The organism is Burkholderia sp. WP9 (assembly GCF_900104795.1).
Taxonomy (GTDB): domain Bacteria; phylum Pseudomonadota; class Gammaproteobacteria; order Burkholderiales; family Burkholderiaceae; genus Paraburkholderia.
Window position 1 is genome coordinate 2,856,349 of sequence record NZ_FNTG01000002.1, and the last position, 22,331, is coordinate 2,878,679.

Here is a 22,331-nt window from a genome sequence, read left to right on the forward strand (position 1 = left end):
GGTTTGGCGCCAGTGGAGACTCACCATGATCGACACCCTTCTGATTTCGTCCAGCGCCGAGCGCGCGCCGCAGATTGCAGCGCGTCTCGAAGCAAGCGGCATTGCGTTTCGTCTGCGTACGCTGCACGGGACGGCGAAGCAGTTGCGCGTGCACGCCGCGACGATCAAGAGCGCCGATCTGCTGATCGTCGACGACGCCGACCTCACGCCGCGCGATCTGAGCGGCGTCGAGGAGGTGCTGTCGCACCTGCCGAACCTGCATTGCATGCTGGTCACGCCGTCGCCTTCAACCACGCTGCTGATGGCGGCGATGCGCGTGGGCGTGCGGCACGTGCTCTCCTGGCCGCTCGACGACAGCGAGATCGCCGACGCGCTCGCCCACGTCTCGGCGAAGAAACACGCCGGCGTGCGCCGCGACGGACGCGTGGTGTCGTTCACCTCCTGCAAGGGCGGCAGCGGCACGACCCTGATTGCCGTGAATCTCGCTTATGCACTGGCCAGCTTGCGCGACAAGCGCGTGCTGTTGATCGATCTGAACCAGCAATTCGCCGATGCGAGCCTGCTGGTCGCCGACAAGGCGCCGCCCGCCACGCTCGCGGATCTGTGCTTGCAGATCGACCGGCTCGACGCCGCGTTCTTCGAAGCCTGCGTGATGCACGTACACGCGAATCTCGACGTGCTGGCCGGCGCGGGTGATCCGGTCAAGTCGGGCGAATTGCGCGCCGCGCATCTCGAACGGATTCTCGCGCTGGTGCGCGAGCAATACGATGCGGTGCTGATCGACGTCGGCCAGAACATCAACCCGCTCGCGATCCACGCGCTCGACCACAGCGACTCGATCTGCATGGTGGTGCGGCAGAACATTCTGTACCTCCACGCGGGCCGCCGCATGCTCGACATCTTCAAGGAGCTCGGCTATCCGCCGAGCAAGGTGAAGTTGATCGTCAACCAGTACGACAAGAACGCGCGCATCGACCTGGCGACGCTCGAAGAAACATTCGGCGCAAAGGTCGCGCATCACCTGCCGCGCGACGAAAAGCAGGCGACCGAGGCGTTGAATCACGGCGTGCCGCTCGTCACCGGCGCGAAGGGCGGCGCGCTCGCCCAGGGCATCTCGCAACTGGCCGCGCTGCTGTGGCCGTTGCCGGTGGTGGCGCGCAAGAGCGTGCTCGGACGCCTGTTCCCCGGCCGGCCGAATTCGCCGCCGCAACTGAAGCCCGGACACTGAAGTCTGGACGCCGCGCCTGAATGCGTTCAAGCCCGGCAGTCATCGAAAAGAATGCGGAGAGCACCATGTCATTGCGCGAACAGTTGATGATCCAGAGCGGCACCCTGCCGTTCGACAGCGCCAGTCCCGCGGCAGCCGCCGGCGCGGCCGCCGAAAGTCTCGCGGCGCGGCGCGCGTATCAGCAGCTCAAGATGAATATTCATCAGGCGATCATCGACCGGGTGGAGCTCGACAAGCTGCAACGGCTCTCGCCCGAGCAGATCAAACGTGAGCTCGCGCAACTGGTGGAGCGGATCGTCGACGAAGACAAGATTCCGATGAACGAACTCGAGCGCCGCCGTCTCGCGCAGGACGTGCACGACGAAATGGTCGGCCTCGGTCCGCTCGAACCCTTGCTCAACGATCCGACCATCTCCGACATTCTGGTGAACACGTCGCAACACGTGTACGTGGAACGGCGCGGACGCCTCGAACACACCGACGTGACCTTCTACGACGACGCCCATCTGATGAAGATCATCGAGCGCATCGTTTCGCGCGTGGGCCGCCGCATTGACGAATCCACGCCGATGGTCGACGCGCGCCTGCCCGACGGTTCGCGGGTCAACGCGATCATTCCGCCGTCCGCGATCGACGGACCGCTGGTGTCGATTCGCCGCTTCGCGGTGAATCCGCTCACCGTCACCGACATGGTGAACAACCAGAGCTTCACGCCCGCCATGGCGCAACTGCTCGAAGCGCTGATCAAGGCGAAGCTGAACGTGCTGATTTCGGGCGGCACGGGCAGCGGCAAGACCACGCTGCTCAATTTGCTCTCCGGCTTCATTCCCGAGGACGAGCGGGTCGTGACGATCGAAGACGCGGCCGAATTGCAGATGCGTCAACAGCACGTGCTGCGCCTCGAGACGCGGCCGCCGAATATCGAAGGCAAGGGCGAAATCTCGCAGCGCTCGCTGGTGCGCAACGCGCTGCGGATGCGCCCGGACCGTATCGTGCTCGGCGAAGTGCGCGGCGCCGAAGCGCTCGACATGCTGCATGCGATGAACACCGGCCACGAAGGTTCGATGGCGACGCTGCACGCGAACACGCCGCGCGACGCGCTCACGCGTCTGGAGAACATGGTCGGCATGGCCGGCCTGACGATGCCGATCAAGGCGATCCGCCAGCAGATCGCGTCGGCGATCACGGTGGTGGTGCAGGCTTCGCGTCTGACCGACGGCCGCCGCAAGCTGATGAGCATTCAGGAAGTCACCGGCATGGAAGGCGACATCATCAACATGCAGGAGATTTTTACGTTCAAGCGCACCGGCGTCGACGAAAACGGCCTGATCAAGGGCTATTTCTGCGCGAGCGGCGTGCGGCCGAAATTCTGCGAACGGCTGGCGGGCTTCGGCATCGTGCTGCCGGACCAGATGTTCGATCCGGCACGGCGTTTCGAAGTATGAGCGCGCAATGGGTTTGAGGAGAGGCACATGAACACGTCGTTTATCGGCTTTGCGGTGCTCGCGTTTCTCGCGGTCGTGCTGGCCATCGAGGGCATTTATCTGTTCTGGAGCAGCCATCACGGCACGAGCGTCAAGCGCATGGATGAGCGCATTCGCGCGCTTTCGGCGGGCGGCAACGTGAGCAGCCAACAGCTCTCGATCCTCAAGCAGCGCATGCTGAGCGAATCGCCGTTCATTACAAGCCTGCTGCTGCGCATGCCGCGCGTGCATGCGCTCGACCGGCAGTTGCAGCAGTCCGGGTTGAAGTGGTCGGTGGCGCGCTTCATCACTTACACGCTGCTGTGCGCGGCCGCGGGCGCCTTCGTCGGCTTCGTGCTGCACACGCCCGCGCTGGTGTTGGGTGCGTTCGCCGCGCTGGCCGGCCTGCTGCCGACCATGGTTCTGCGCCGCAAACGCGCCAAACGCGTGCGGCAACTCGAGCGCCAGTTGCCCGACGCAGCGGATCTGATCGCTCGCGCACTGCGCGCCGGGCACTCCTTTCCGGCCGCGCTCGGCATGGTCGGCCAGGAGCTGCCCGAGCCGCTCGGCGGCGAATTCGCGCTGGTGTTCGACGAGATCAACTACGGCGTGTCGATGAACGACGCGCTCCTGAACATGGTGAGCCGCGTGCCGGTCGAGGATCTGCGCTACTTCGTGATCGCCGTGCTGATCCAGCGTGAGGCGGGCGGCAATCTGGCGGAGATCCTCGGGTCCATCAGCAGCATCATTCGCGAGCGGCTCAAGCTGCTCGGCAAGGTGCGCGTGCTGTCCGCGGAAGGGCGCCTGTCGGCATGGGTGCTCGCCGTGTTGCCGTTCGCGCTTCTGGCACTGCTGACAGCCCTCAATCCAGGCTACATCAGCGTGTTCTGGAAGGATCCGGCCGGCGTGCAACTCGCCGGCGTGGCGATCACCATGATGCTGTTCGGCATCTTGTGGATGCGCAAAGTCGTGCGCATCCATATCTAGACCCGCGGTTTCGACACGAGGAGCGCGGGCTGGGCCCGCAGACCATGAAAATAGAACAGATCGTGATGCTGGGGGTGATGTTCCTGATCGTGTTCGGCGCGGCGCTGAAGGCGATGACACTGCTGCGCCCCGACCCCGTGCAACGGCGCATCGAGGAACTCGGGCAGCCAGGCGTTCCCGTCGAAGCCGATGCCGGCGCGCAGAAGAACTGGGTCGAGACCGTCACGAAGCTGTCGGAGCGGGTTGCCAAACTGTCGCTGCCGAAAGAGGACTGGGACAAGTCGGCGCTGCGTCTGCGCTTCGCAAACGCGGGCATCCGCACGCCCTCCGCGCCGGCGTTGTACTTCGCCGCCAAGACAGTGCTGGCGCTCGTGCTGCCTGCCATCGCGCTGATCTTTCTCGGCAACGCCTTCGACGCCGATCAACGTATGTATCTGCTGCTCGCGGTGCTCTGCGCGTCGGCGCTCGGCTTCTATCTGCCGAATCTCGTGATGACGCGCCTCGTCGAAAGCCGTCAGCGCAAGCTGTTCGAAGATTTGCCCGACGCACTCGATCTGATGACCGTCTGCGTGGAAGCGGGCCTCGGCCTCGACGCGGCGATGATGCGCGTCACTCAGGAAATCGGCGTGAAGAGCCACGCGCTCAGAGACGAATTCGACATGGTGCTGCTGGAGCTGCGCGCCGGCTCGGGCCGCGACAAGGCGTTGCGCAACCTGTCGCTGCGCACCGGCGTGGAAGATATCGACACGCTCGCCGCGATGTTGATCCAGGCGGATCGCTTCGGCACCAGCGTGGGCGATTCGCTGCGTGTCTATACCGACAATCTGCGCACCAAACGCCGCTTGCGCGCGGAGGAACAGGCTGCCAAGATCGCCTTGAAGCTTCTGTTTCCGCTGATGTTTTTTATCTTTCCGACGCTGCTGACCGTGCTGATCGGTCCGTCGGCGATCCAGATCGTGCGCCAGCTGTTCCCGGCCATTCACGGCATGACGGGCGGTTGAACGCCAGGCCTTCACCGGGGAATGACATGTTCGCATCCAGCCCGTTTCCTGAGCTCCTGCACCACGCTAGCCTGTGGCTGCGCATCTACGCACTCGGGCTGCTGATGATGGCCGCCGGCGCGGCGCTGGAAAGGCGCTGGCCCGCCGCGATGCTGCAATCGCGCGCCGGCCAGCGTTTCAACGTGACCTATGCGGGCGTGTATCTGGCGATCCAGGAAGCCCTGAAGCCGTTGACGGCGGCGGCGAGTATCGCGATCGTGAACGCGCTCGGCGGCGGCCTCGTGGTGCTGAACTCGCATGGCTTGGGCGCCTTGGCTTCGTTCGTGATCGTGTTGCTGACCCTCGACGTGCTCGAATACGCGTTTCACCGCCTGCAACACACGTGGCCCGTGCTGTGGAAACTGCATTCGCTGCACCATAGCGCGGTCGAATTCAATATCACGGTCACGTGGCGGCACCACTGGGTCGAATCCCTCATTCGGGGCTGTCTGCTCTATCCGCTGGTCGGCGTGCTGTTCAAGGTCGAACCGTGGATCGTCGGCTCGACTTCTATCGTGTTCATGTTCGGCAATTATTTCGCGCACATGAACCTGCGGATCGATCTGGGCCGCTGCATCACGTGGGTCAACAATCCGCAATATCACCGGCTGCATCACTCGAACCGCACCGAACATTTCAACCATAACTTTACGCAGCTGCTGCCGCTTTGGGACCACCTGTTCGACACGCAATGGGTGCCGGCCAGAGAAGAGTGGCCGGCCACCGGTCTCGACGACGGCGCGCAGCCGCGCTCGCTGCTGGACGCGCTCTGCTGGCCGCTGCGCCTGCACGCCGAACGCGCCGCGGGGCTCACCGGCAAGCCGGTACCGGTGCTGGACAAGGAGACGAAATGAAAGCCGCTCGCCGGAATGCCACCCTTGACGCGCGGGCACGCACGGGCCAGCGCGGACTCACGCGCAAGCAGCGCGGCGTGGCCACGGTCGAATTCGCGTTGGTCGCGCCGCTGCTGTTTCTGCTGCTATGCATCGCCATTGATCTGGGCATCGCGCTGTGGGTGAATCTGACCATGCAATACGCGGTGCGGGAAGGCGCGCGTTATTCGGTGACGGGGCAAAGCAACCTCGATCCGAACGCGACCAACCAGCAGCGTTATCTGGCGGTAGTGCAGGAGATCAAGAACAGCTCGATGGGTCTCTATTCGCTCGTCTCGCCCACTTACGTGATCACCATCAACGGCGCGAGCCAGACCTACAACACGCAGACGAGTTACAGCACCGGCATGTTCGGCAGTCCCGGCGACATCGTGGTGCTGCAGATCAACTGCATCTGGCCGCTGCTCACGCCGCTGGTCAAGCCGTTCTTCGCCAACGGCAAGTTCAGCTTCAGCGTCGCGGCGACGATGCGCAACGAGGGGTTCTGACATGCGCACACGCTCCTTGCGAACCAGCCGCCGCGCGTCCAAAGGCATCGTCAGCGTGGAAATGGCGCTGTTGCTGCCGATACTCGTGGCGCTCGCGCTGCCGGTGTACGACATTGCGCGCAACATCCAGGCGCAGATGATCCTGATCAACGTGAGCCGCGAAGGCGCGAGCCTGTCCTCGCGCGCGTCGCTCACCTACCCGATGCAGACCATCATGTCCTCGCTGAGCGCGACCACGCCGCCGCTGAACATGACCGCGCACGGCATGATCTACATTACCGAGGTCATGGGCAACAACAACTGCGACAGCAGCGGCAATAACTGCACTGGCGTGGTGGTCGCGCAATATCGCTGGAACGGCGGCAACTACTATCCGGCGAGCCAGTTGTGGAGCTGCGGCAGCAGCGGCACGCGCTGGGCGACCGACGGCACCGGCAGTTGCAGCGGCATTCCGGCGGCGGGCACTTCGTCGCCGGTGGTGAACCTGCTTCAGGGCAAGCTCTCCGATGGCCAGATCGCTTACGTCGTCGAGGCGTTCTATCTGCAAACGCCGCTGATCGGTTCGCTGAATCTCGGCGGCGGCATCAGGACGCCCGCGCTCTCACCGAATCTCTACGCAATGACGGTGTTCTAACCCGGCGAAAAGCCGGGGGCAAATAAAAAATGCAGGTTCGGGGGAAGCAATGAAAACAACAGCGGCATTCAGAAGACGGCAGAGGGGATCGGTCAGCATCATCGTGGCGGTGTCGCTGATTGCGTTGCTGGGCATTCTCGGCCTCGCGGTGGATTCCGGCCTCGGCTACATGATCAAGGCGCGGCTCGATGCCGCCACCGACGGCGCGGTGATCGCGGCCGGCGAGGCGGTCACGCGCGGCGCCAACCAGACGGAGCAGACCAGCAACGCGCAGCAGGCGGCAACGGCTTTCTTCGCGGCGAACTATCCGGCGGGGTTTCTTGGCTCGAGTGTGACGGTGGGTACGCCGTCGATCGTGTTCAACGCCGGAACCGTGACGATCGGTATGACCGCGCAGGCGAGCATGCCGGTGAGTTTCACGAAGGTTCTGGGCTTCAACGTGATGAATGTGAGTTCGACTTCGCAGGCGATTCGCAAGACCTTGGATATGGCGTTCGTGATCGATACGACCGGTTCGCTGAACACCTCCGGCGTGCCGGCCGCGGTACGCGCGAATGCGGTGGCGTTCCTCAATAATTTCGACGTGACCAATGATCGTGTTGCGCTGATGCATTTCGCCTACGGCACCGTGGTCGATGTGCCGTTCAACGGCAATACGCGCGGCTTCGATCGCACGACGATGACCGCCGACATCAACAAATACACGTTCAACGGCAGCACCAATTCGGCCGAAGCGATCTGGAACGCGCGCAATCAGTTGAATACGGTCATTACGCAACCGTCCAGTTTGCGGGTGATCGTGTTCTTCTCGGACGGCGCGCCGAACAGTTTTTCCTCGTTCTTCAAGACCAATCAGAGCGGCTGCAACAACACCGCCGGCACGATTGCCAGCCCGGACAGCGCGGGCACGATGTCGGGGCTGTACAACATGAATGCGCTCAACCAGAAGCTCGGCTCGCCGTGCTTCCAGAGCAACGTGACCTCGCTCGTGACCGCCATGCCGAAGTGGTACAACGCGCACAACGTCAACGAACAGACCTTCCCGGTCTGGCCCGTGACCGCGCCGCGTGCCGTGCCGAACGGGAATATCACTTACGTGAATGTGAACCGCGCGTCGCGCAATCTGCTCGAAGCGATGGCCTCGGCGGCGCGTGATGAAGGCACTTACGTATTCACGCTCGGCTACGGACCTGAACTCGTGCAGCCCGCCGGTCCGGACAACGAACTCGGCCAGGACGTGCTCAAGTGCATGGCCAACACGGCCGACTCGCTATCGCGTTGCTATAACCCGAAACAGCCGGTCGGCGTGTATTGCTACGCCGCGACGCCGGCCGATCTGAAGCCGTGCTTTTCGCAACTGGCTTCGCAAATCCTGCGTATTTCCAAGTGAGCGCGCCATGACACCGACGACATCTTTGCAAGATCTGCCTCTCGCCGTCAGCACGGAAGGCGCCTTAACGACGAACTCCGTGCCCGCCAGTGCGAGCAACGCGGTCGGCCTGCGCCACGCCGTTCTGGAAGTGGCCGCGCGCGTGGGCACCGCGCTCATGCTGAGCGTGTTCGCCTATGCCGCGATCGTGCAATGGCGCGCTGCGCCGTCGCGCATCACGCTGTTGTTACTCGTGGTGGCGGAGTGCTTCACGGTGGGCTTGTCGCTTTTCTCGCGGGTGCCCATGAAGCGCGACTGGCGTCCCGTTGCCTTCATGTGTTCGATGGGCGGCACCTACTACTTCCTGGCCGTGCGTCTCGCCCCCGGCACGCAGCTCGTGCCGGAGACCGTCGGCGCGGCGCTGCAACTGCTGGGGATTTTCTGGCAACTGTTCGCCAAGGCGTCGCTGCGCCGCTCGTTCGGCATCTTGCCGGCCAACCGCGGCGTCGTATCGCGGGGCGCCTATCGCTTCGTGCGTCATCCTATGTACCTCGGCTACTTCATCACCGACATCGGTTTTCTGCTGGTGAATTTCGGTCTGCAAAACCTGCTGGTATATGGCTGCGAGTTCGCGTTGCAGGTGGGGCGCATCGTGCGCGAGGAGCAACTGCTTTCCGCGGACGAAGGGTATCGGAACTACAAGGCTCGCGTGCATTACCGCGTGATTCCGGGCGTGTTCTAGTCGAGCCGCGCGAATCCGTCACGCTGGACGGGTTTCGGCGCGGACTCGACAGTGATGCATCACAAGCGCTAGCTCAGTTTCCCGCCCGCTCTGTCTGGGTGGCGGGGACGTGTCGCGCAGCACGGCCGAATATCGCGCGATCCGCGAGCCACACGGCGAGCAGCGTGGCGCCCATCAATGGGAAGACCACGCCGAGCAGAACGAGGCCGGTTTTCCAGCCGCGCATGGGCGGTGCGGCCCGTTCGCGCGAGGGCGCGCCGAGCGAGCGTTGCGGCCGGCGCTTCCACCACATCACGCACCCGGTAACGGCCATCGCCGCCAGCCCGAGGGAAATGGCGGCGCACAGCAACTGATTGGCGAGACCGAAATAGCGGCCCATATGCAGCGATGTGCCGTACGAGACCGCCTTCGACACCGCGCCGTAATCGCTATAGCGAATGTCCTTCAGGATCGCACCGCTGTATTGGTCGATGTACAGCGTGCGCTCGTCTTTCGGGTCGCCCGGAAAGTACGAGATGGTGTAGACGCCGGTCGCGGCGGCCGGCAGCACGATGTTGTAGCCCTCCGTCAAACCGAGCGATGCGGCGAGCGCGATCACGCGTCCAAGCGGCAGCGGATGCGCCGGGCGAGCATCGGCGGAGACGGAATTGGGCACCGGCGTGTTGCCGACGGCCCAGGGCGTGAGCGGCAGAGGCAGGTCGTCCATCACCATGCCGGGCATCGAGTCCGTGTCGGCTGCGGCTCCGTGGTGGCCCGTGTGGCCGGTATGCTCGGCATGTTCGTCATGTGCCGCGTTCTGCGTACGCGTATCCGCTTGGGCGGCTTGCAGGCCGACCGCGCCGGGCAGTGTCGAATGCAACGCCAGACCACCCCAGGAGCCCGGCGGCGCGCCGAGATTCGCCGCGCTCGCGAGCGCCTTGAACTGCTTGCCCCAAGAACCCGTCCAGGGCAGCCCCGTCAATACGAACGCCAGTGCGCCGAGCGCGAGCCAGATGCCCATCACGGCGTGAACGTTCTTCCACAGCGCGCGACCTTTCAAAGCGAAACGCGGCAACAGTGCTTGGCGAGCCGTGGTTTTTTCACGCGGCCACCACAGTGCGATGCCGGTGCCGATCATCACGAGCGTCCAGCATGCGGCGAGTTCCATGAGCAGTTCGCCGGGTTTGCCGAGCAGCAGCTTGCGGTGAAGCATGCGGTCCACTTGCATGAAGCGCTGTTCGACGCTCAATGTGCCCAGCACCACGCCGGTGTAGGGGTTCACATAGACGCTCTGTTTATCGCCGTCCGCGAGACGGAAGACGAATTCCGCGCTGCGCCGCGGGTCGCTCGCGACGACGGCGCTCACCGCGGTCGCGCTCGGCGGCATGGCCGACCGCGCGTTGGCAAGCAGCGCTTCCGCGGGCAGCCTGGGCACGGCCTGCGGTGCGACGACCAGACGCTCCGGATAAAGCAACGGTTCGATTTGTGGCTGGAAGCAATACAGCGTGCCGGTGATCGCGAGCACGACCAGAAACGGCATCACGAAGAGGCCTGCATAAAAGTGCCAGCGCCAGAGCGTGCGGTAGCCCGGGTTGGCCGCGCCGGCCGCCGGCGTGACACGTGGCCGCTCGGTGGTGATGGTGGTGGACATGAAATCCTCCTGGAGCAAAAAATGAATCGATCGGTTCGAACCGCACACCTGGGCGTGCGGCGGGTCCAGCGCGCTCACATGCGCAGCTTCGCTTCCACGTAGAAGGTGCGGCCGGGATACGGGTGATAGACGAAGTAGCGGGCGTCGAACAGGTTGTCGACGCCGATGCCGACTTCACTCAGCTTCGTCGGCTTGTAGGTGAATTTCGCATCGGCCACCGTGTACGAACTGGTGCCGCCGAACACATCCGGATTCGTGTCGGTATTGGTGAGCGTGTTGTACTGACGCCCCGAATAGCGCGCGGCAAGTGTGAACGCCGCACGTTCGTCGAAGTGATACGTCGCGGCGAGATCCACGCGCCATAGCGGAATCCGGTAGAAATACTTGCCGACCGTGGCGGGGTTCTGCGCGTTGGCGAGAATCTTCGACTGCGTGTAGGCCACGCTCGCCAGCAGGTCGAGGCCGCGCATCAGCACGTCCTCACCTGAATAGCTCGTTTCCACGCCACGTGAACGGACTTTGCCGATGTTCTGGAAGTTGGTGACGTTGGGAATCACGGTCGTATCGGTCTGGCTGAAGATCGTGTTCTTCACGTCGTCCTGAAACAGCGAGAGGCGGAACACGCCGTTCCAGTGCGCCCATTCGGCGGTCAGTTCTTTGGAGAGATCGTCTTCGGGCTGCAGATTCGGATTGTTATTGACGATCGTGGAGCCGTTGATTTTTCCCTGGAACAGTTCGCTCACTGTCGGAAAGCGGTACGCGCGGCCAATGGACGCACGCAAGGTCAGGTCGTCGGTGACGTCGAACGACAAGGAGGCTTTCGGCGAGAAGTGATGCTGGCTCACGTCGCTGTAGGCGAGCGTAGTGCCGGCCAGCGACTGCGACCCGCCATAGGCCTGCCAGTCTTCGTAACGCACGCCGTAGACGAGCTTCCAGCGCGGCAGGAAGCGCCATGCGTCCTGCACGTAGAGCGCCTGGGTTTGGGTCTTGCCGGCGAACGCATTGGCGAACGACGTAGCCGCGCCGTCGCGCCAGTTCAACGTGTTGTAGCTCTCGTTGTCGAGAAAGTAGTTGTCGTAGTGGTAGCCGAAGCTCAGCGCGTGATTCGCGAGCCCCGCCTGATTCGTCGCGGGCGTATAGGTGCTGCGCAGATCGAGCGTTTTCCAGCCGGTGCCGTCGCCGAAGATCACGGTGCCGGGACCGTTGCCCGGCGCGCCGGAATTCGCGGTGCGCGCCACGCTGTTGCCGATGTCGTAGTACGAAGCGATTGCCTCGCCATTCCAGCCGGTGGCATTGCGCGTTTTCAGCGACACGCCGTACAGCCAGTTCTCGCTATGGCCGAGACTCGGAGCGAGTGCGGACGCGGGAATCGTGTATTCATAGCCGTCGATCGCAACTTTGCCGCTGTAGACCGGATTGCCGTTCGCATCGCGCAGAAAGGTCGATGTCTGGCTGTTATAGGTCTGATGCCAATAGCCGAGCGTGAAGCCGCCTTGCAGTGTCGGCGTGAAGTCGTACTGCATCTTCAGCTTGAACTGGTCCTGCACCGTATGTTCGATGCCTTCGCCGTTCACGCCGAGCACCGCTGTCGGCGTATTGGTCTGGTTGTTGTAGAAGTACGCGCCGGTGACGGGCGTGTCGCCGGCTTTGGCGGGCGTGCTGGATTTCGCTAGCGTGGCGAATTGCAGCGGCTGGCTGGTGTTCTCCAGGTGATTCACACCCAGCAGATACGAGAACTTGCCGACCCGGTCGCCGATCGTCGCGCTTGCTTCGCTGCCGTTGAAGTTCTGATTCACGCCGAACAGGCTGAAGTGCTGGGTGAAGCCTTTGACGTCGGCGGTCACTTCGAACTGTTTCGGCATGCGTGTGCTGATCAACACGGTCGCGCCGAGTGAATTGCCCGGATAGAGCGCGGAAAACGGCCCGTAGATCACGTCGACCTGCTGGATCTCGTCGGGAAACACCATCGACCAGCGCGGTGGAAACGAATAACTGCTGCCGAGCAGATTGCTGAGCAGCAGACCGTCCGCGTAGACGAGACCGCGAGCGCTTTGCGTGTTGCTGGTGCCGCGCACGGCGATGATCGAATTCAGATCGCCGATAAAACGCTTGCGCACGGCGAGGTTCGGCATGTACTTCAGCACGTCTTCCGTATTGACGACGTTCCAGTTGCCGAACTGCTCGGGGGTGACCGTTTCGACCGAGGCCGGCAGGTTGGGATCGACGGCGCGCGGCGCGGCGAGCGCATTCGCACTGACGCTGACCACAGGCAGCGTGGTTTCGGCGCTCGCGCTCTGCGCATGAGCGGGCGAGGCGAGCAGAGCCGGCACGACCGCTGGAACGATAGCGGGCAAACAGGCCGGGAACAGCGACTGGGGCAGCAATTGAAGCGAGAAGCCAGGCAAAAAGCCACGCGAAAAGCGCGGTGGAATGCCGCGCGCGCCGCGGCGGGCGCAAGAGGGCAGCCTTCGCAGGACGAAGTTGAACATGAACGTTTCCTTGATGCATGGAACAGGCGATCGCGGGCCCCCTCGACGGGTGCGGCGAATGCGCGATCAGGACTGACAGCGATCAGGAAACGGCGGGCGGAGCTCTGGGACGGCCGGACGGAAATGCGCCGAGCGGCGTGAAGCGGGTGGAGAGGCTCGGCGGCGCGGTGCCGGCAAGCGTGAGCGCGGGCGGCGGCGCGACTACGGCGACCGCCGGCATGGCGACATGGTGTTGGAGCAGATGACAGTAGCCGCACGCGCCGAACGCGTCGTCATGGCTCAAATGGACCGGCGCCGGAGCGGCCTGGGTCGCCGCGCTCGCCATGCTGAAATCGCGTGGCTGGAGCGCTGAACAGAGTGCGGCGATGGGTTCATGCGCGCGGCTGGACGCCAGCATCTGACTCACGAGCGGCGCGAACACGACGAGGCACATGGCGAACAGGCCAAGCCAGGCAGTCATGCGGTTGCGGGAGCGTAGAGTCATGATGATGGGCGTAAAGACGCGGGCGATTCTAACATCGCCGCGCCCGCTTTTATCGCATGATCCTGGTGTGATCCTGGATATAGCGCGGGATTAGAAGCCCGAAAGTGGTTCATTTCGCCGCGTTACAGGTGTGCCGATTCCCTTAAGCTGCGTGGTACATCTCCCGCTTTTCCGGCCGGATCGCCGCCGATCCCGGTGACACGACTCATGACCGACACGCAGTTCGCTTCCCCGCTCGACGACCTCAACCGGCAGGCCGTCGCGCTGTTCTCGGCCGCACGATTCGCCGAAGCTTTGTCGATGGTGACGCCGCTGCTCGAAGCCGATGCCGTGCCGGACGACGCGCGGGCCGACGCATTGAACATCGCCGGCGCGTGTTCGTTTGCGTTGCAGCGCCCCGCGGATGCGGAAAACCAGTGGCGCCGCTGTCTGCGCATCAAACCCGGTTATGCCGAGGTGTACGGCACACTCGGCATGCTGCTCAAGTCGCAAGGGCGCCTGTCCGCGGCCAAGGCGATGTACCGCAGACTGGTCGCGTTGCGGCCAGGCCACGCCGACGCCCACAATCATCTCGGCGCGGTGCTCCATGGCCTCGGCTACAGGGATGAGGCGGAGGCATCCTATCGCGAGGCGCTGGCGCTTCGTCCCGACTACGCCGAAGCGCACTATAACCGCGGCATTGTGTTGCACGAACTGGGCCGCCTTCGCGAAGCGGAAGCGGCGTTTCGCCACGCGCTGCCTGGGCTGCCGGATCACGCCGAACTCCACAACAACCTGGGCAACGTGCTGATGGAACTGGGCCGTCTCGCCGAAGCGGACGACGCCTACCGCGAAGCACTGAGAATCCGGCCGCACTATCCGGAAGCGCTCAACAACCTCGGCGGTGTGCTGAAGGCCACGTTCCGTCTCGCCGAAGCCGAACTGGCTTTTCGCCTTGCACTTGCCATTCGTGCGGATTATGCGCAAGCCCACCTGAATCTCGGCACGGTGCTCGCTGATCTCGAGCGCTTGCCCGAAGCCGCGGCCGCTTACCGCGAAGCCATCGCGCAACGCCCCGACTACGCCGAAGCACACTACAACCTCGGCGCGGCGTTGGCGAAGCAGGAGCAACTGTTCGAGGCCGAAACGGCTTATCGCGAGGCGATTCGGCTGCGGCCCGATCTCGCTCATGCGCACAACAACCTGGGTTGCGTGCTTCGCCGGCTCGATCGTCTGCCGGCGGCTGTCGAGGCGTTCGAGCGAGCGCTCAGCGTGGGTCCGCAGCTGGCGGAAGCGCACTACAACCTCGGCGCGGCGTTGGCCCAGCTCACGCGACTGCCCGAGGCCGAAAACGCGTATCGCCGCGCGCTCGCGATACGTGCCGATTACGGCGATGCGCGGTTCGGCCTGGCTGTCCTGCTGCTCGGCATGGGCCGCTTCGAGGAGGGATGGCGTCTGTACGAGAGCCGCTACGCGCAGCCGGCCTTCGTTCATCACGCGAGCGCGTCGATGCTGGGCTGCCCGCAGTGGCAAGGCGGCCCGCTCGCGGGCAAGTCCTTGCTGGTGTGGCAGGAAGACGGCCTCGGCGACATGATCCAGTTCAGCCGCTATTTCGCTTTGCTGAAGGCACAGGGCGCCTCGCACATCGCCTTTGCCTGCGCGCCGGCGCTGCACCGGCTGATGGCCTGCGTCGATGGTGTGGATGCGGTGTTCGATCACGACACCGCACGCGCGCGAGCGAACGCTTACGATTGCTGGACCAGTCTGCTGAGTGCGCCGCTGCATCTGCGCACGAGCGTGGCTACCATTCCGCGCGCCGTGCGTCTTACGGTCGAGCCGTCGCTGGTCGAACGGTGGCGGCCGATGCTGGATGCGCTGCCGCCCGGCCGCAGGATCGGCCTGGTGTGGAAGGGCAATCCGAACCATCATAACGACGCGAATCGGTCGATCCCGTCGCTCGCCATGCTGGCGCCGCTCTGGAGCGTGCCCGGCGTGAGTTTCGTGAGTCTGCAAAAAGGCCGGGGCGAAGACGAGGCGAAGAATCCTCCCGCCGGTCAGCCGCTCCTCGACCTCGGGTCGCTCGTAACCGATTTCGCCGACAGCGCCGCGATCATCGCGCAACTCGATCTGTTGATCGGCGTGGACACCTCCACCGTGCATCTGGCCGCGTCGCTCGGTAAACCGTGCTGGGTGATGTTGCCGGAAAAGGATATCGACTGGCGCTGGATGCACGAGCGCAGCGATTCCCCGTGGTATCCGCACACGCTGCGCCTGTTCCGGCGCGCGCCGGGTGAGGACTGGTCGATGCCGGTCGAGCGCGTGCGTCAAGCGTGCGCGGAACGATTCGCTACCGTGGGCCGCGCGCTCACGTGACGCGCGCACCACGCTTGCGAGCCGGTTGCGTTGCCGTGTGAAAGCGGTCCTCGATCGTCTCGATGGCCTGGCCGAGAAACTGCAGGAACATGCTCATCGCGACCGTGGTGGTCAGATCCGAGCGCTGATACAGGCAGCTGGACGATTGTGCGCCCGCATCGGCGAGAGGTGTCCACGCCAGCTTACGCTGCGCGACATCTTCGGCGACGTTCTCCGCGATCAGAAAACCGATGCCGACGCCGTCCGCCACGAGCCGGCGCACCATGGATACCGAGCTGGTTTCCACCAGCGGACGCGCCTTGCGCCGTTCGCGGTGATCGATCTGATCCACCATGGCGCGCAACTCGGTGTCCGGCGTCATCAGGATGAGCGGGTAGTCGAGGCACTCGCGCAGGCGTGGGCGTTTCTGCAGTTTCGTGAGCGGATGCCCCGGTGGCGTGACGAGACCAAGATGTTGCGTGAACGCGCGCACTTCCACCACACCGGGCGGCGGTTTGCGGCGCAGGCCGTAGCCGATGTCCGCTTCGCCGGTTTCCACCCACTTCAGGATGCTTTCGCCGTTGCCCGAGCGCACGCTATAGGTCACGCCCGGATAGCGCTTCATCGCCGCCTGGATCGCATCGGGCACCAGTTGTTCGGCCGACGAGGGCGACACCGCGAGATTCACATGCCCGCGACGCAGCGAGCGCAGATCTTCGACTTGCGTCATGGCGTTGTCGAAATCGCGCTGGCCGCGCCGCACTGCGGCAATGATGATCTCCCCCGCCGTGGTGAGCTGCATGCCGCGCGGCAAGCGGTCGAAGAGCGGTGAGCCGACCTGTTCCTCCAGATTCAGAATCTGCTGGTGCACTGCGGCAGCCGTCAGGTGCAGCGCTTCGGCCGCCTTGCGAATCGAACCTCGCCTGACCACCTCGTCGAAACAGCGGAATGTCTGTGATATTGGACGCATGCATGTACCGTATAGTTTTTTCGTACGGCCTGTAAAGAACAATCAGATTTTCCTGACGGCTTGAATAGCCTAGATTTTGCTCCATCATCTTAACGGAGCGAAACGTGACTACCACAGTCGATCAAATCACCCAGCGACGCCGCGGCGTCGGTCTCATCGCTCACGACCCGGAACTGTCGGCGGGCGGCTATGCGCTGATCGCGCCGCAAACGGCGGGCGGGCGCGTATATCTCATCGATATCGGCGGCGAGGTCGTGCACGAATGGCGGATGCCGGTGCGCCCCGGCCGTCATGCGGTGATTCTCCCGAACGGCAATCTCGGCTACAACGGCAGCCATGCGGATTCGGAAGACCGCTACGCACCGTGGTCGATGTGGCATGGCGGCGATTTCTATGAAGTCACGCCACAAGGCGAAGTGGTCTGGCGCTACCAGGACCCCGCACATCACCACGACGCGCAGTGGCTGCCGAACGGCAATCTGCTGTATGCCGCGTGCGCGCCGGTGCCGGCAGCTTTTGCGGAACGCGTGCCAGGCGGCACGGCGCATGGACCCGAAGAGGTGATGTACGGTGACGTGATCCGCGAAGTGAATCGTGCCGGTGAACTGGTGTGGGAGTGGAAGGCCTGGGAGCATCTGAATCCCACGGACTTTCCGATTGCGCCGGGCTTTGGCCGCTATCACTGGCCGCTCGTGAACGGGCTCGGCGTGAACGCCAGGGGCGAAGTGCTGATGAGTTTGCGCACCACGTCGGGCATTATCGCCGTCGATCGCGAGAGTGGCGGCGTAACGACGCATATCCCGCCGAGCGTGGTCTCGCATCAGCACGCCCCGGTGGCGCTCGCCAACGGCAACGTTCTCACCTTCGACAACGGTAACTTCCGCACCGGCGCGCACGTGGCGTTCTCACGCGTGCTGGAGATCGATCCGTCGAGCCGCGAAGTGGTGTGGTCGTATGCCGACGACATGGTGAACATGTTCTACAGCGCGTTCATGGGCAACGCCCAACGCCTCGCGAACGGCAACACGCATATCACCGAGTCGGCCACCGGGCGTCTGTTCGAAGTGACGCCGGCGGGCGAGGTGGTGTGGGAATACGTGATTCCGTGGTTCGGCGAGTATCCGGACGAAGCGGCGCGTAAAACCGGTCCGGGCCAGTTGAACAGCGTGTTCCAGACTTTCCGCTACAGCCGCGAGCAATTGCCGTGGCTGCGCGCATGACTGCCGCGCTTCATTGCGCTTCGAACTCCGAGGGTAACGTGAATCCAGAACCCGCCATTCATAGCGTCGACGCGCGCTTGCCCGCGTGGCAACTCGTGCTGTTCGGCCTGCAGCATGTGCTGTCCATGGCCGCCTCGCCGGTCACCGCGGTTTTTCTCGTGTCGCGCATGGTGTCGCTGCCGTCGGACATGACGGTGCATCTGATCGGCGCGACCTTTTTCGTATGCGGCGTGGGCACGCTGCTGCAGTCGCTCGGCGCCGGGCCGATCGGCGCGCGGCTGCCCTTCGTGATGGTGCCGGGCGGCGCGCCCGCCATGCTGTTCGCCGTTATCGCGACGCAAACGGATTTGCGTACGGCGGCAGGCGCCGCGATTCTCACCAGCCTGTTCTATTGGATCGTGCTGCCGGTATTCGCGCGCTGCCTGCGGTTTTTTCCACGCGTGGTGGTGGGCACGATGCTATTGCTCGTGTCGGTGAGCCTCATCAAGATCTACGCCGGCATCATTGTCGGACAGCCGGGTACGCCGGGTTTCGCGCGGCCTCAGTCGCTCGGCCTTGCGCTGGTCACGATCGTGGCCACGCTCGCGGTGGCGCGTCTGTTCAAGGGCACCGTGGGCAGGCTCGCGGTGCTGCTGGGCCTCGCCGTCGGCACATTCGCAGGCTGGGCGACGGGGCAGATGGCCGCGGGCGGACTCTGGAGCGGCCCGCTCGTCACGCTGCCGACGCTGCTGCCATTCGGCATGCCGCGTTTCGACGTGCTCGCCGCGCTGCCCATGCTGATCTTCAGCGTGATCTCGATGGCCGAGGCGACGGGGCAGACGGTAGCCGTCGGCGAAATCACGGGCAGGAAGATCGACATGCGGCGCGACGTGCCGCGCACGATTCGCGGCGATGCGCTCGCGTCATTGATCGGCTCGCTGCTGGGCACGTCGCTCATCATCACCAGCGCGGAGAATATCGGCGTCGTGCAGACCACGGGCGTGCGCTCGCGCTACGTCACCGCGACGGCGGGCGGCATGCTGATGCTGATCGCCCTGTTCGCGCCGCTCGGGCGTTTCGCTTACGCGATTCCGGCGCCGGTGGTCGGGGGCACCGCGCTGATTGTCTTCGCGATGATCGGTGTGATGGGCATCAATCTGCTCGGCAAGGTCGACCTGCATGAGCGAGGCAATCAGTACACGCTGGCGGCGGCGCTCGTCGTGGGGCTGATACCCGTGCTGGTGCCGAACGTCTACGCGTCGTTCCCCGGACCGTTGCAGATCGTGCTGGGCAACGGCATGGCGGCGGGCACGCTCACGGCCATCGTTGTCAATCTGGTGTTTGGCGCGTGGCGCCTCGCACCGGCGGAGAACATCCAGACCACCTGATGTCGGGCTTGCGGGCCCTCGCAGTTTTCCTTCCAACGCTTCACCCACACGCCATGAAAAACAAAATCGCTTTCCACGCGACGCTCGTCGCGGGCTCGCTCGCGCTCGTCGTTTCCTCGACGGCCTACGCGCAGAGCAGTGTCACGCTGTACGGCAGTCTCGATGCAGGTCTGGGTTACGTGAGCAATCTGCACGGCTCGCCGGCTTATATCGCGGAGCAGGGCACCTTGCAGGCCGACCGCTTCGGCTTTCAGGGCGTCGAAGATATCGGCGCGGGCCGCTCGGTGGTGTTCAGGCTCGAAAGTGGTTTCGTCACGACGACGGGCGCGTCCGCGAGCAGCAGCACGTTCTTCAACCGCCAGGCGTACGTGGGCCTGGCCGATCCGATGTTCGGCACAGTGACCCTCGGCCGCCAGACAGACTGGAATTTCGACTGGCTCGGGTCGGTCTCGACAGGGCAGGTGCTCGGCGACTTCTCCGCGTTTCACCCCGGCAATCTGGATGGACTCGGCAGCACCTTGCCCGTGCAGTTGTCGAGCACGGTGAAATGGAAGAGCGCGAGCTATCGCGGCCTGACGCTCGGCGCGCTGTATGGATTTCCGGGCGCGACGGCCAGCAATACCAACGGACGAACTATCAGCTTCGGCGCTAACTATAGCAATGGTCCGCTCAAGCTGGTGGCCGTGTATTCCGAGTATCGCGACCGCTTGCTGCCGCTCTCGAACGGACTCGGCCTGACCTCGTTCGAAGGGCAGACGCTTACGCCCGGCGCAACCTTCAACGCGAAACAGGTGCGTGACATGGGCATTGGCGGGTCGTACCGTTTCGAGCGAGTGACGCTGCACGCGCTCGCCACCGATGTGCGGATCGCCTCGAACGGCGGCAGTGAACACTTTCGGAGCATCGACGGCGGCGCCAATCTTCGTTTGACGCCCGCCGAGGAAGTCGCGGCCGGCGCATGGACCGCGACGCTCGACGGGCGTCGCTGGACGCAGTTCACGCTGGCCAACGTGTATTCGCTGTCGAAAACCACGCAGCTCTACGCGGATCTGATGTTCGAGACCGCGGGCGGCGGCGCGGTGGCCAATACGCTCGGCATTGGCGCCGCTTCAGGCGGACGGCAGACGGTGTTCCTCAGTGGAATCCATCACCTGTTCTGAGCCAGCCCGTATCAACCGAGGTCGCCGCCGCCCACGGGCAACACGGTGCCGGTGATATACGACGCCTCGTCCGAGGCGAGAAACAGAATCGCGCCGACCTGTTCGTCGATCGTGCCGTAACGGTGCATCAAACTCGACGCGATGGTCTGATCGACAATGCCCTGATACCAGCGCGCCTCCTGCTCGCTCTGCGGCGCCGTATTGCGCGGCACCTTGCGCGGCGGTGCCTCGGTGCCGCCGGTGGCGACGGCGTTCACGCGGATGCCGTCGTCCGCATGTTCAAAAGCGAGACTGGCGGTTAACGCGTTCACGCCACCCTTTGATGCCGCATACGGCACGCGGTAGATACTGCGCGTCGCGATCGACGACACGTTCACGATCGCCCCGCGCCGCTGCGCGATCATGGCGGGCAGCACCGCGCGGCAACTCCATAAAGTGGGGAAGAGCGAGCGGCGCACTTCGGCTTCGATCTGCGCTTCGTCATACTCTTCGTATGGTTTGGCCCAGATTGTGCCGCCCACGTTGTTGACCAGCACGTCGATCTTGCCGAAGGCGTCGAGCGCCGCTCGCATCAGCTTGCACGCACCGGCGTAGGTCTCCAGATCCGCGATCACGGCGAGCGTGGGACTACCGAGGGCGGCGATCTCCGCCTCCACCTCGTGCACGAGTTCCGCGCGGTCGGCGAGCACGACGATAGCGCCTTCGGCGGCGGCGCGTAGCGCCACGCCCCGGCCGATGCCTTGCGCCGCGCCGGTGACGATCACGACTTTTTCATTGAAGCGTTGGTTGGACGAAGTCATGGTCATCACGCGAGATTGCTTGCCGAGAATTTCTCGTAGAAGAAATGCGCCGGCGTGATGCCGCTGGCGCGCAGCCATGTCTGCACGGCCTCGACCATTGCGACCGGGCCGCACAGATAGACGTCGACATCGCCGTCGTTCAGCCACGCGGGGTCCACATGCTCCGTCACATAACCTTTGCGAGCGTGATCGCTGGCGGCGTCGGCCACGCACGTGCGGTATTCGAATTGCCCGATCGCGCGTTGTGCTGCATCGAGCTGCTCGGTGCCTACCAGGTCCCTGTCATGCGTGACGCCATAGACCATGCGAACCGGTTGCGTACTGCCGCGTGCGCCAAGCACATGCAGCATCGAGAGAAACGGCGCAATGCCGGTGCCGCCGGCGAGAAACAGCACGGGACGCACCGGCTCGCGCAGATAGAAGCTGCCATAGGGACCGGAAAAGGTAATGCGCTGTCCCGCTTGTGCTTCCTCGCACAGATAGCGGCTCATGCGGCCATCCGGTACGTTGCGCACCACGAAAGCGGCCTGCGTAGCGCCGGGAGCGGAACTGAACGAGTACGAGCGGAAGGTGTCGCTGCCCGGAATGTCGACGTTCACATATTGACCGGGCAGAAAGCCCAATTGCTCCGGCTGGTCTACGTCGATTGAAAAATGGATGGTCGAGTCGGTGAGTTTGTCGATCGCCGCCAGTTTGCCCGCATGCTTCGACACGCCGGTCTTGCACGCGGCCGACGAAGCCGGCACCCGAATCACGCAGTCCGAGCGCGGCCGCGTCTGACAGGCGAGCACGTAGCCTTGAGCGGCTTCGTCCGCGGTGAGCGCATCTTCGATATAACTCGACGCGGGCAGATCGTACTGGCCGGATTCGCAGAAGCCTCGGCACGTGCCGCATGCGCCGTCGCGGCAGTCCAGCGGAATGTTGACCTTCTGGCGATACGCCGCGTCCGACAACGTTTCGTTGTCGCGGCAGGTGATGAAGCGGGTCACGCCGTCTTCGAATTGAAGTGCAATGCTGTATTCCATGTGCTGCTCCC

At 64.1% G+C, this 22,331-nt stretch carries 19 protein-coding genes; 13 read left to right on the forward strand and 6 right to left on the reverse strand.

Annotated elements, in window-relative coordinates; translation table 11 throughout:
- Positions 1–25 precede the first annotated feature (25 nt).
- The 9 genes from BLW71_RS33860 (at position 26) to BLW71_RS33900 (ending at position 8,844) form a co-directional block, all read left to right on the forward strand.
- Positions 26–1,228 (forward strand): CpaE/TadZ family protein, encoded by a 1,203-nt coding sequence (locus BLW71_RS33860; RefSeq protein ID WP_091807443.1) that lies wholly within the window; start codon positions 26–28, stop codon positions 1,226–1,228.
- Positions 1,229–1,293: 65 nt separating this feature from the next.
- Positions 1,294–2,673, forward strand: a complete 1,380-nt coding sequence (locus tag BLW71_RS33865; protein WP_091809202.1) for a TadA family conjugal transfer-associated ATPase — start codon at positions 1,294–1,296, stop codon at positions 2,671–2,673.
- Positions 2,674–2,700: 27 nt separating this feature from the next.
- Entirely contained in the window at positions 2,701–3,678 is a 978-nt protein-coding gene (locus BLW71_RS33870; protein ID WP_091807445.1) for a type II secretion system F family protein, read from the forward strand.
- A 44-nt stretch (positions 3,679–3,722) separates the two neighbouring features.
- Positions 3,723–4,679, forward strand: coding sequence for a type II secretion system F family protein (locus BLW71_RS33875; protein ID WP_091807447.1), 957 nt, complete (start codon positions 3,723–3,725; stop codon positions 4,677–4,679).
- A gap of 26 nt (positions 4,680–4,705) precedes the next feature.
- Positions 4,706–5,572: a sterol desaturase family protein gene (locus BLW71_RS33880; protein ID WP_091807449.1), complete on the forward strand. Its 867-nt coding sequence runs from the start codon at positions 4,706–4,708 to the stop codon at positions 5,570–5,572.
- A complete protein-coding gene (locus BLW71_RS33885; RefSeq protein ID WP_091807451.1) occupies positions 5,569–6,099 on the forward strand; it encodes a TadE/TadG family type IV pilus assembly protein in 531 nt (176 codons plus the stop codon). Before BLW71_RS33880 ends, BLW71_RS33885 begins: the two co-directional genes overlap by 4 nt.
- 1 nt (position 6,100) lies before the next feature.
- The gene (locus BLW71_RS33890) at positions 6,101–6,733 is read left to right on the forward strand and encodes a TadE/TadG family type IV pilus assembly protein (protein ID WP_091807453.1); all 633 of its coding nucleotides are present in this window, start codon (positions 6,101–6,103) and stop codon (positions 6,731–6,733) included.
- Positions 6,734–6,782: 49 nt separating this feature from the next.
- The gene (locus BLW71_RS33895; protein WP_091807456.1) at positions 6,783–8,123 is read left to right on the forward strand and encodes a vWA domain-containing protein; all 1,341 of its coding nucleotides are present in this window, start codon (positions 6,783–6,785) and stop codon (positions 8,121–8,123) included.
- Positions 8,124–8,130: 7 nt separating this feature from the next.
- Positions 8,131–8,844: a methyltransferase family protein gene (locus BLW71_RS33900; RefSeq protein ID WP_091807458.1), complete on the forward strand. Its 714-nt coding sequence runs from the start codon at positions 8,131–8,133 to the stop codon at positions 8,842–8,844.
- Between the two features lie 73 nt (positions 8,845–8,917).
- Here the strand turns inward: BLW71_RS33900 and BLW71_RS33905 are convergent, their stop codons facing one another.
- From BLW71_RS33905 to BLW71_RS33915, 3 genes are all read right to left on the reverse strand, one after another.
- On the reverse strand, positions 8,918–10,474 hold the full coding sequence (locus BLW71_RS33905; RefSeq protein WP_091809204.1) for a PepSY-associated TM helix domain-containing protein: 1,557 nt from the start codon (positions 10,472–10,474) through the stop codon (positions 8,918–8,920).
- Between the two features lie 74 nt (positions 10,475–10,548).
- A complete protein-coding gene (locus BLW71_RS33910) occupies positions 10,549–12,963 on the reverse strand; it encodes a TonB-dependent receptor (protein ID WP_091807460.1) in 2,415 nt (804 codons plus the stop codon).
- 82 nt (positions 12,964–13,045) lie between these two features.
- Positions 13,046–13,447 carry a DUF2946 domain-containing protein gene (locus BLW71_RS33915; RefSeq protein ID WP_091807462.1) on the reverse strand — a complete coding sequence of 134 codons (402 nt, stop codon included), beginning with the start codon at positions 13,445–13,447 and terminating at the stop codon, positions 13,046–13,048.
- 207 nt (positions 13,448–13,654) lie between these two features.
- Between BLW71_RS33915 and BLW71_RS33920 the strand changes: the two genes are divergently transcribed.
- Positions 13,655–15,799, forward strand: a complete 2,145-nt coding sequence (locus BLW71_RS33920) for a tetratricopeptide repeat protein (RefSeq protein WP_091807464.1) — start codon at positions 13,655–13,657, stop codon at positions 15,797–15,799.
- Here the strand turns inward: BLW71_RS33920 and BLW71_RS33925 are convergent.
- Positions 15,792–16,748 (reverse strand): LysR family transcriptional regulator, encoded by a 957-nt coding sequence (locus BLW71_RS33925; protein ID WP_091807466.1) that lies wholly within the window; start codon positions 16,746–16,748, stop codon positions 15,792–15,794. The genes BLW71_RS33920 and BLW71_RS33925 overlap by 8 nt on opposite strands.
- A 104-nt stretch (positions 16,749–16,852) precedes the next feature.
- Here BLW71_RS33925 and BLW71_RS33930 point away from each other — a divergent pair, with 104 nt between their 5' ends.
- The 3 genes from BLW71_RS33930 to BLW71_RS33940 are packed head-to-tail and all read left to right on the forward strand — an operon-like array spanning position 16,853 to position 20,495.
- Entirely contained in the window at positions 16,853–17,968 is a 1,116-nt protein-coding gene (locus BLW71_RS33930; RefSeq protein WP_091807468.1) for an aryl-sulfate sulfotransferase, read from the forward strand.
- A gap of 38 nt (positions 17,969–18,006) precedes the next feature.
- Entirely contained in the window at positions 18,007–19,335 is a 1,329-nt protein-coding gene (locus BLW71_RS33935) for a uracil-xanthine permease family protein (protein ID WP_177205160.1), read from the forward strand.
- Between the two features lie 53 nt (positions 19,336–19,388).
- The gene (locus BLW71_RS33940; protein ID WP_091807469.1) at positions 19,389–20,495 is read left to right on the forward strand and encodes a porin; all 1,107 of its coding nucleotides are present in this window, start codon (positions 19,389–19,391) and stop codon (positions 20,493–20,495) included.
- Between the two features lie 11 nt (positions 20,496–20,506).
- Here BLW71_RS33940 and BLW71_RS33945 read toward each other — a convergent pair whose 3' ends face one another.
- Positions 20,507–21,295 (reverse strand): 1,6-dihydroxycyclohexa-2,4-diene-1-carboxylate dehydrogenase, encoded by a 789-nt coding sequence (locus BLW71_RS33945; RefSeq protein WP_091809208.1) that lies wholly within the window; start codon positions 21,293–21,295, stop codon positions 20,507–20,509.
- A 5-nt stretch (positions 21,296–21,300) separates the two neighbouring features.
- A complete protein-coding gene (benC, locus tag BLW71_RS33950; RefSeq protein WP_091807471.1) occupies positions 21,301–22,320 on the reverse strand; it encodes a benzoate 1,2-dioxygenase electron transfer component BenC in 1,020 nt (339 codons plus the stop codon).
- Positions 22,321–22,331 lie beyond the last annotated feature (11 nt).

What these genes read in the sequence shown, in the direction of transcription:
- BLW71_RS33860 (WP_091807443.1), top strand. Translation starts at nt 26, where the DNA reads ATGATCGACACCCTTCTGATTTCGTCCAGCGCCGAGCGCGCGCCGCAG.
- BLW71_RS33865 (WP_091809202.1), top strand. Translation starts at nt 1,294, where the DNA reads ATGTCATTGCGCGAACAGTTGATGATCCAGAGCGGCACCCTGCCGTTC.
- BLW71_RS33870 (WP_091807445.1), top strand. Translation starts at nt 2,701, where the DNA reads ATGAACACGTCGTTTATCGGCTTTGCGGTGCTCGCGTTTCTCGCGGTC.
- BLW71_RS33875 (WP_091807447.1), top strand. Translation starts at nt 3,723, where the DNA reads ATGAAAATAGAACAGATCGTGATGCTGGGGGTGATGTTCCTGATCGTG.
- BLW71_RS33880 (WP_091807449.1), top strand. Translation starts at nt 4,706, where the DNA reads ATGTTCGCATCCAGCCCGTTTCCTGAGCTCCTGCACCACGCTAGCCTG.
- BLW71_RS33885 (WP_091807451.1), top strand. Translation starts at nt 5,569, where the DNA reads ATGAAAGCCGCTCGCCGGAATGCCACCCTTGACGCGCGGGCACGCACG.
- BLW71_RS33890 (WP_091807453.1), top strand. Translation starts at nt 6,101, where the DNA reads ATGCGCACACGCTCCTTGCGAACCAGCCGCCGCGCGTCCAAAGGCATC.
- BLW71_RS33895 (WP_091807456.1), top strand. Translation starts at nt 6,783, where the DNA reads ATGAAAACAACAGCGGCATTCAGAAGACGGCAGAGGGGATCGGTCAGC.
- BLW71_RS33900 (WP_091807458.1), top strand. Translation starts at nt 8,131, where the DNA reads ATGACACCGACGACATCTTTGCAAGATCTGCCTCTCGCCGTCAGCACG.
- BLW71_RS33905 (WP_091809204.1), bottom strand. Translation starts at nt 10,474, where the DNA reads ATGTCCACCACCATCACCACCGAGCGGCCACGTGTCACGCCGGCGGCC.
- BLW71_RS33910 (WP_091807460.1), bottom strand. Translation starts at nt 12,963, where the DNA reads ATGTTCAACTTCGTCCTGCGAAGGCTGCCCTCTTGCGCCCGCCGCGGC.
- BLW71_RS33915 (WP_091807462.1), bottom strand. Translation starts at nt 13,447, where the DNA reads ATGACTCTACGCTCCCGCAACCGCATGACTGCCTGGCTTGGCCTGTTC.
- BLW71_RS33920 (WP_091807464.1), top strand. Translation starts at nt 13,655, where the DNA reads ATGACCGACACGCAGTTCGCTTCCCCGCTCGACGACCTCAACCGGCAG.
- BLW71_RS33925 (WP_091807466.1), bottom strand. Translation starts at nt 16,748, where the DNA reads ATGCGTCCAATATCACAGACATTCCGCTGTTTCGACGAGGTGGTCAGG.
- BLW71_RS33940 (WP_091807469.1), top strand. Translation starts at nt 19,389, where the DNA reads ATGAAAAACAAAATCGCTTTCCACGCGACGCTCGTCGCGGGCTCGCTC.
- BLW71_RS33945 (WP_091809208.1), bottom strand. Translation starts at nt 21,295, where the DNA reads ATGACTTCGTCCAACCAACGCTTCAATGAAAAAGTCGTGATCGTCACC.
- benC (WP_091807471.1), bottom strand. Translation starts at nt 22,320, where the DNA reads ATGGAATACAGCATTGCACTTCAATTCGAAGACGGCGTGACCCGCTTC.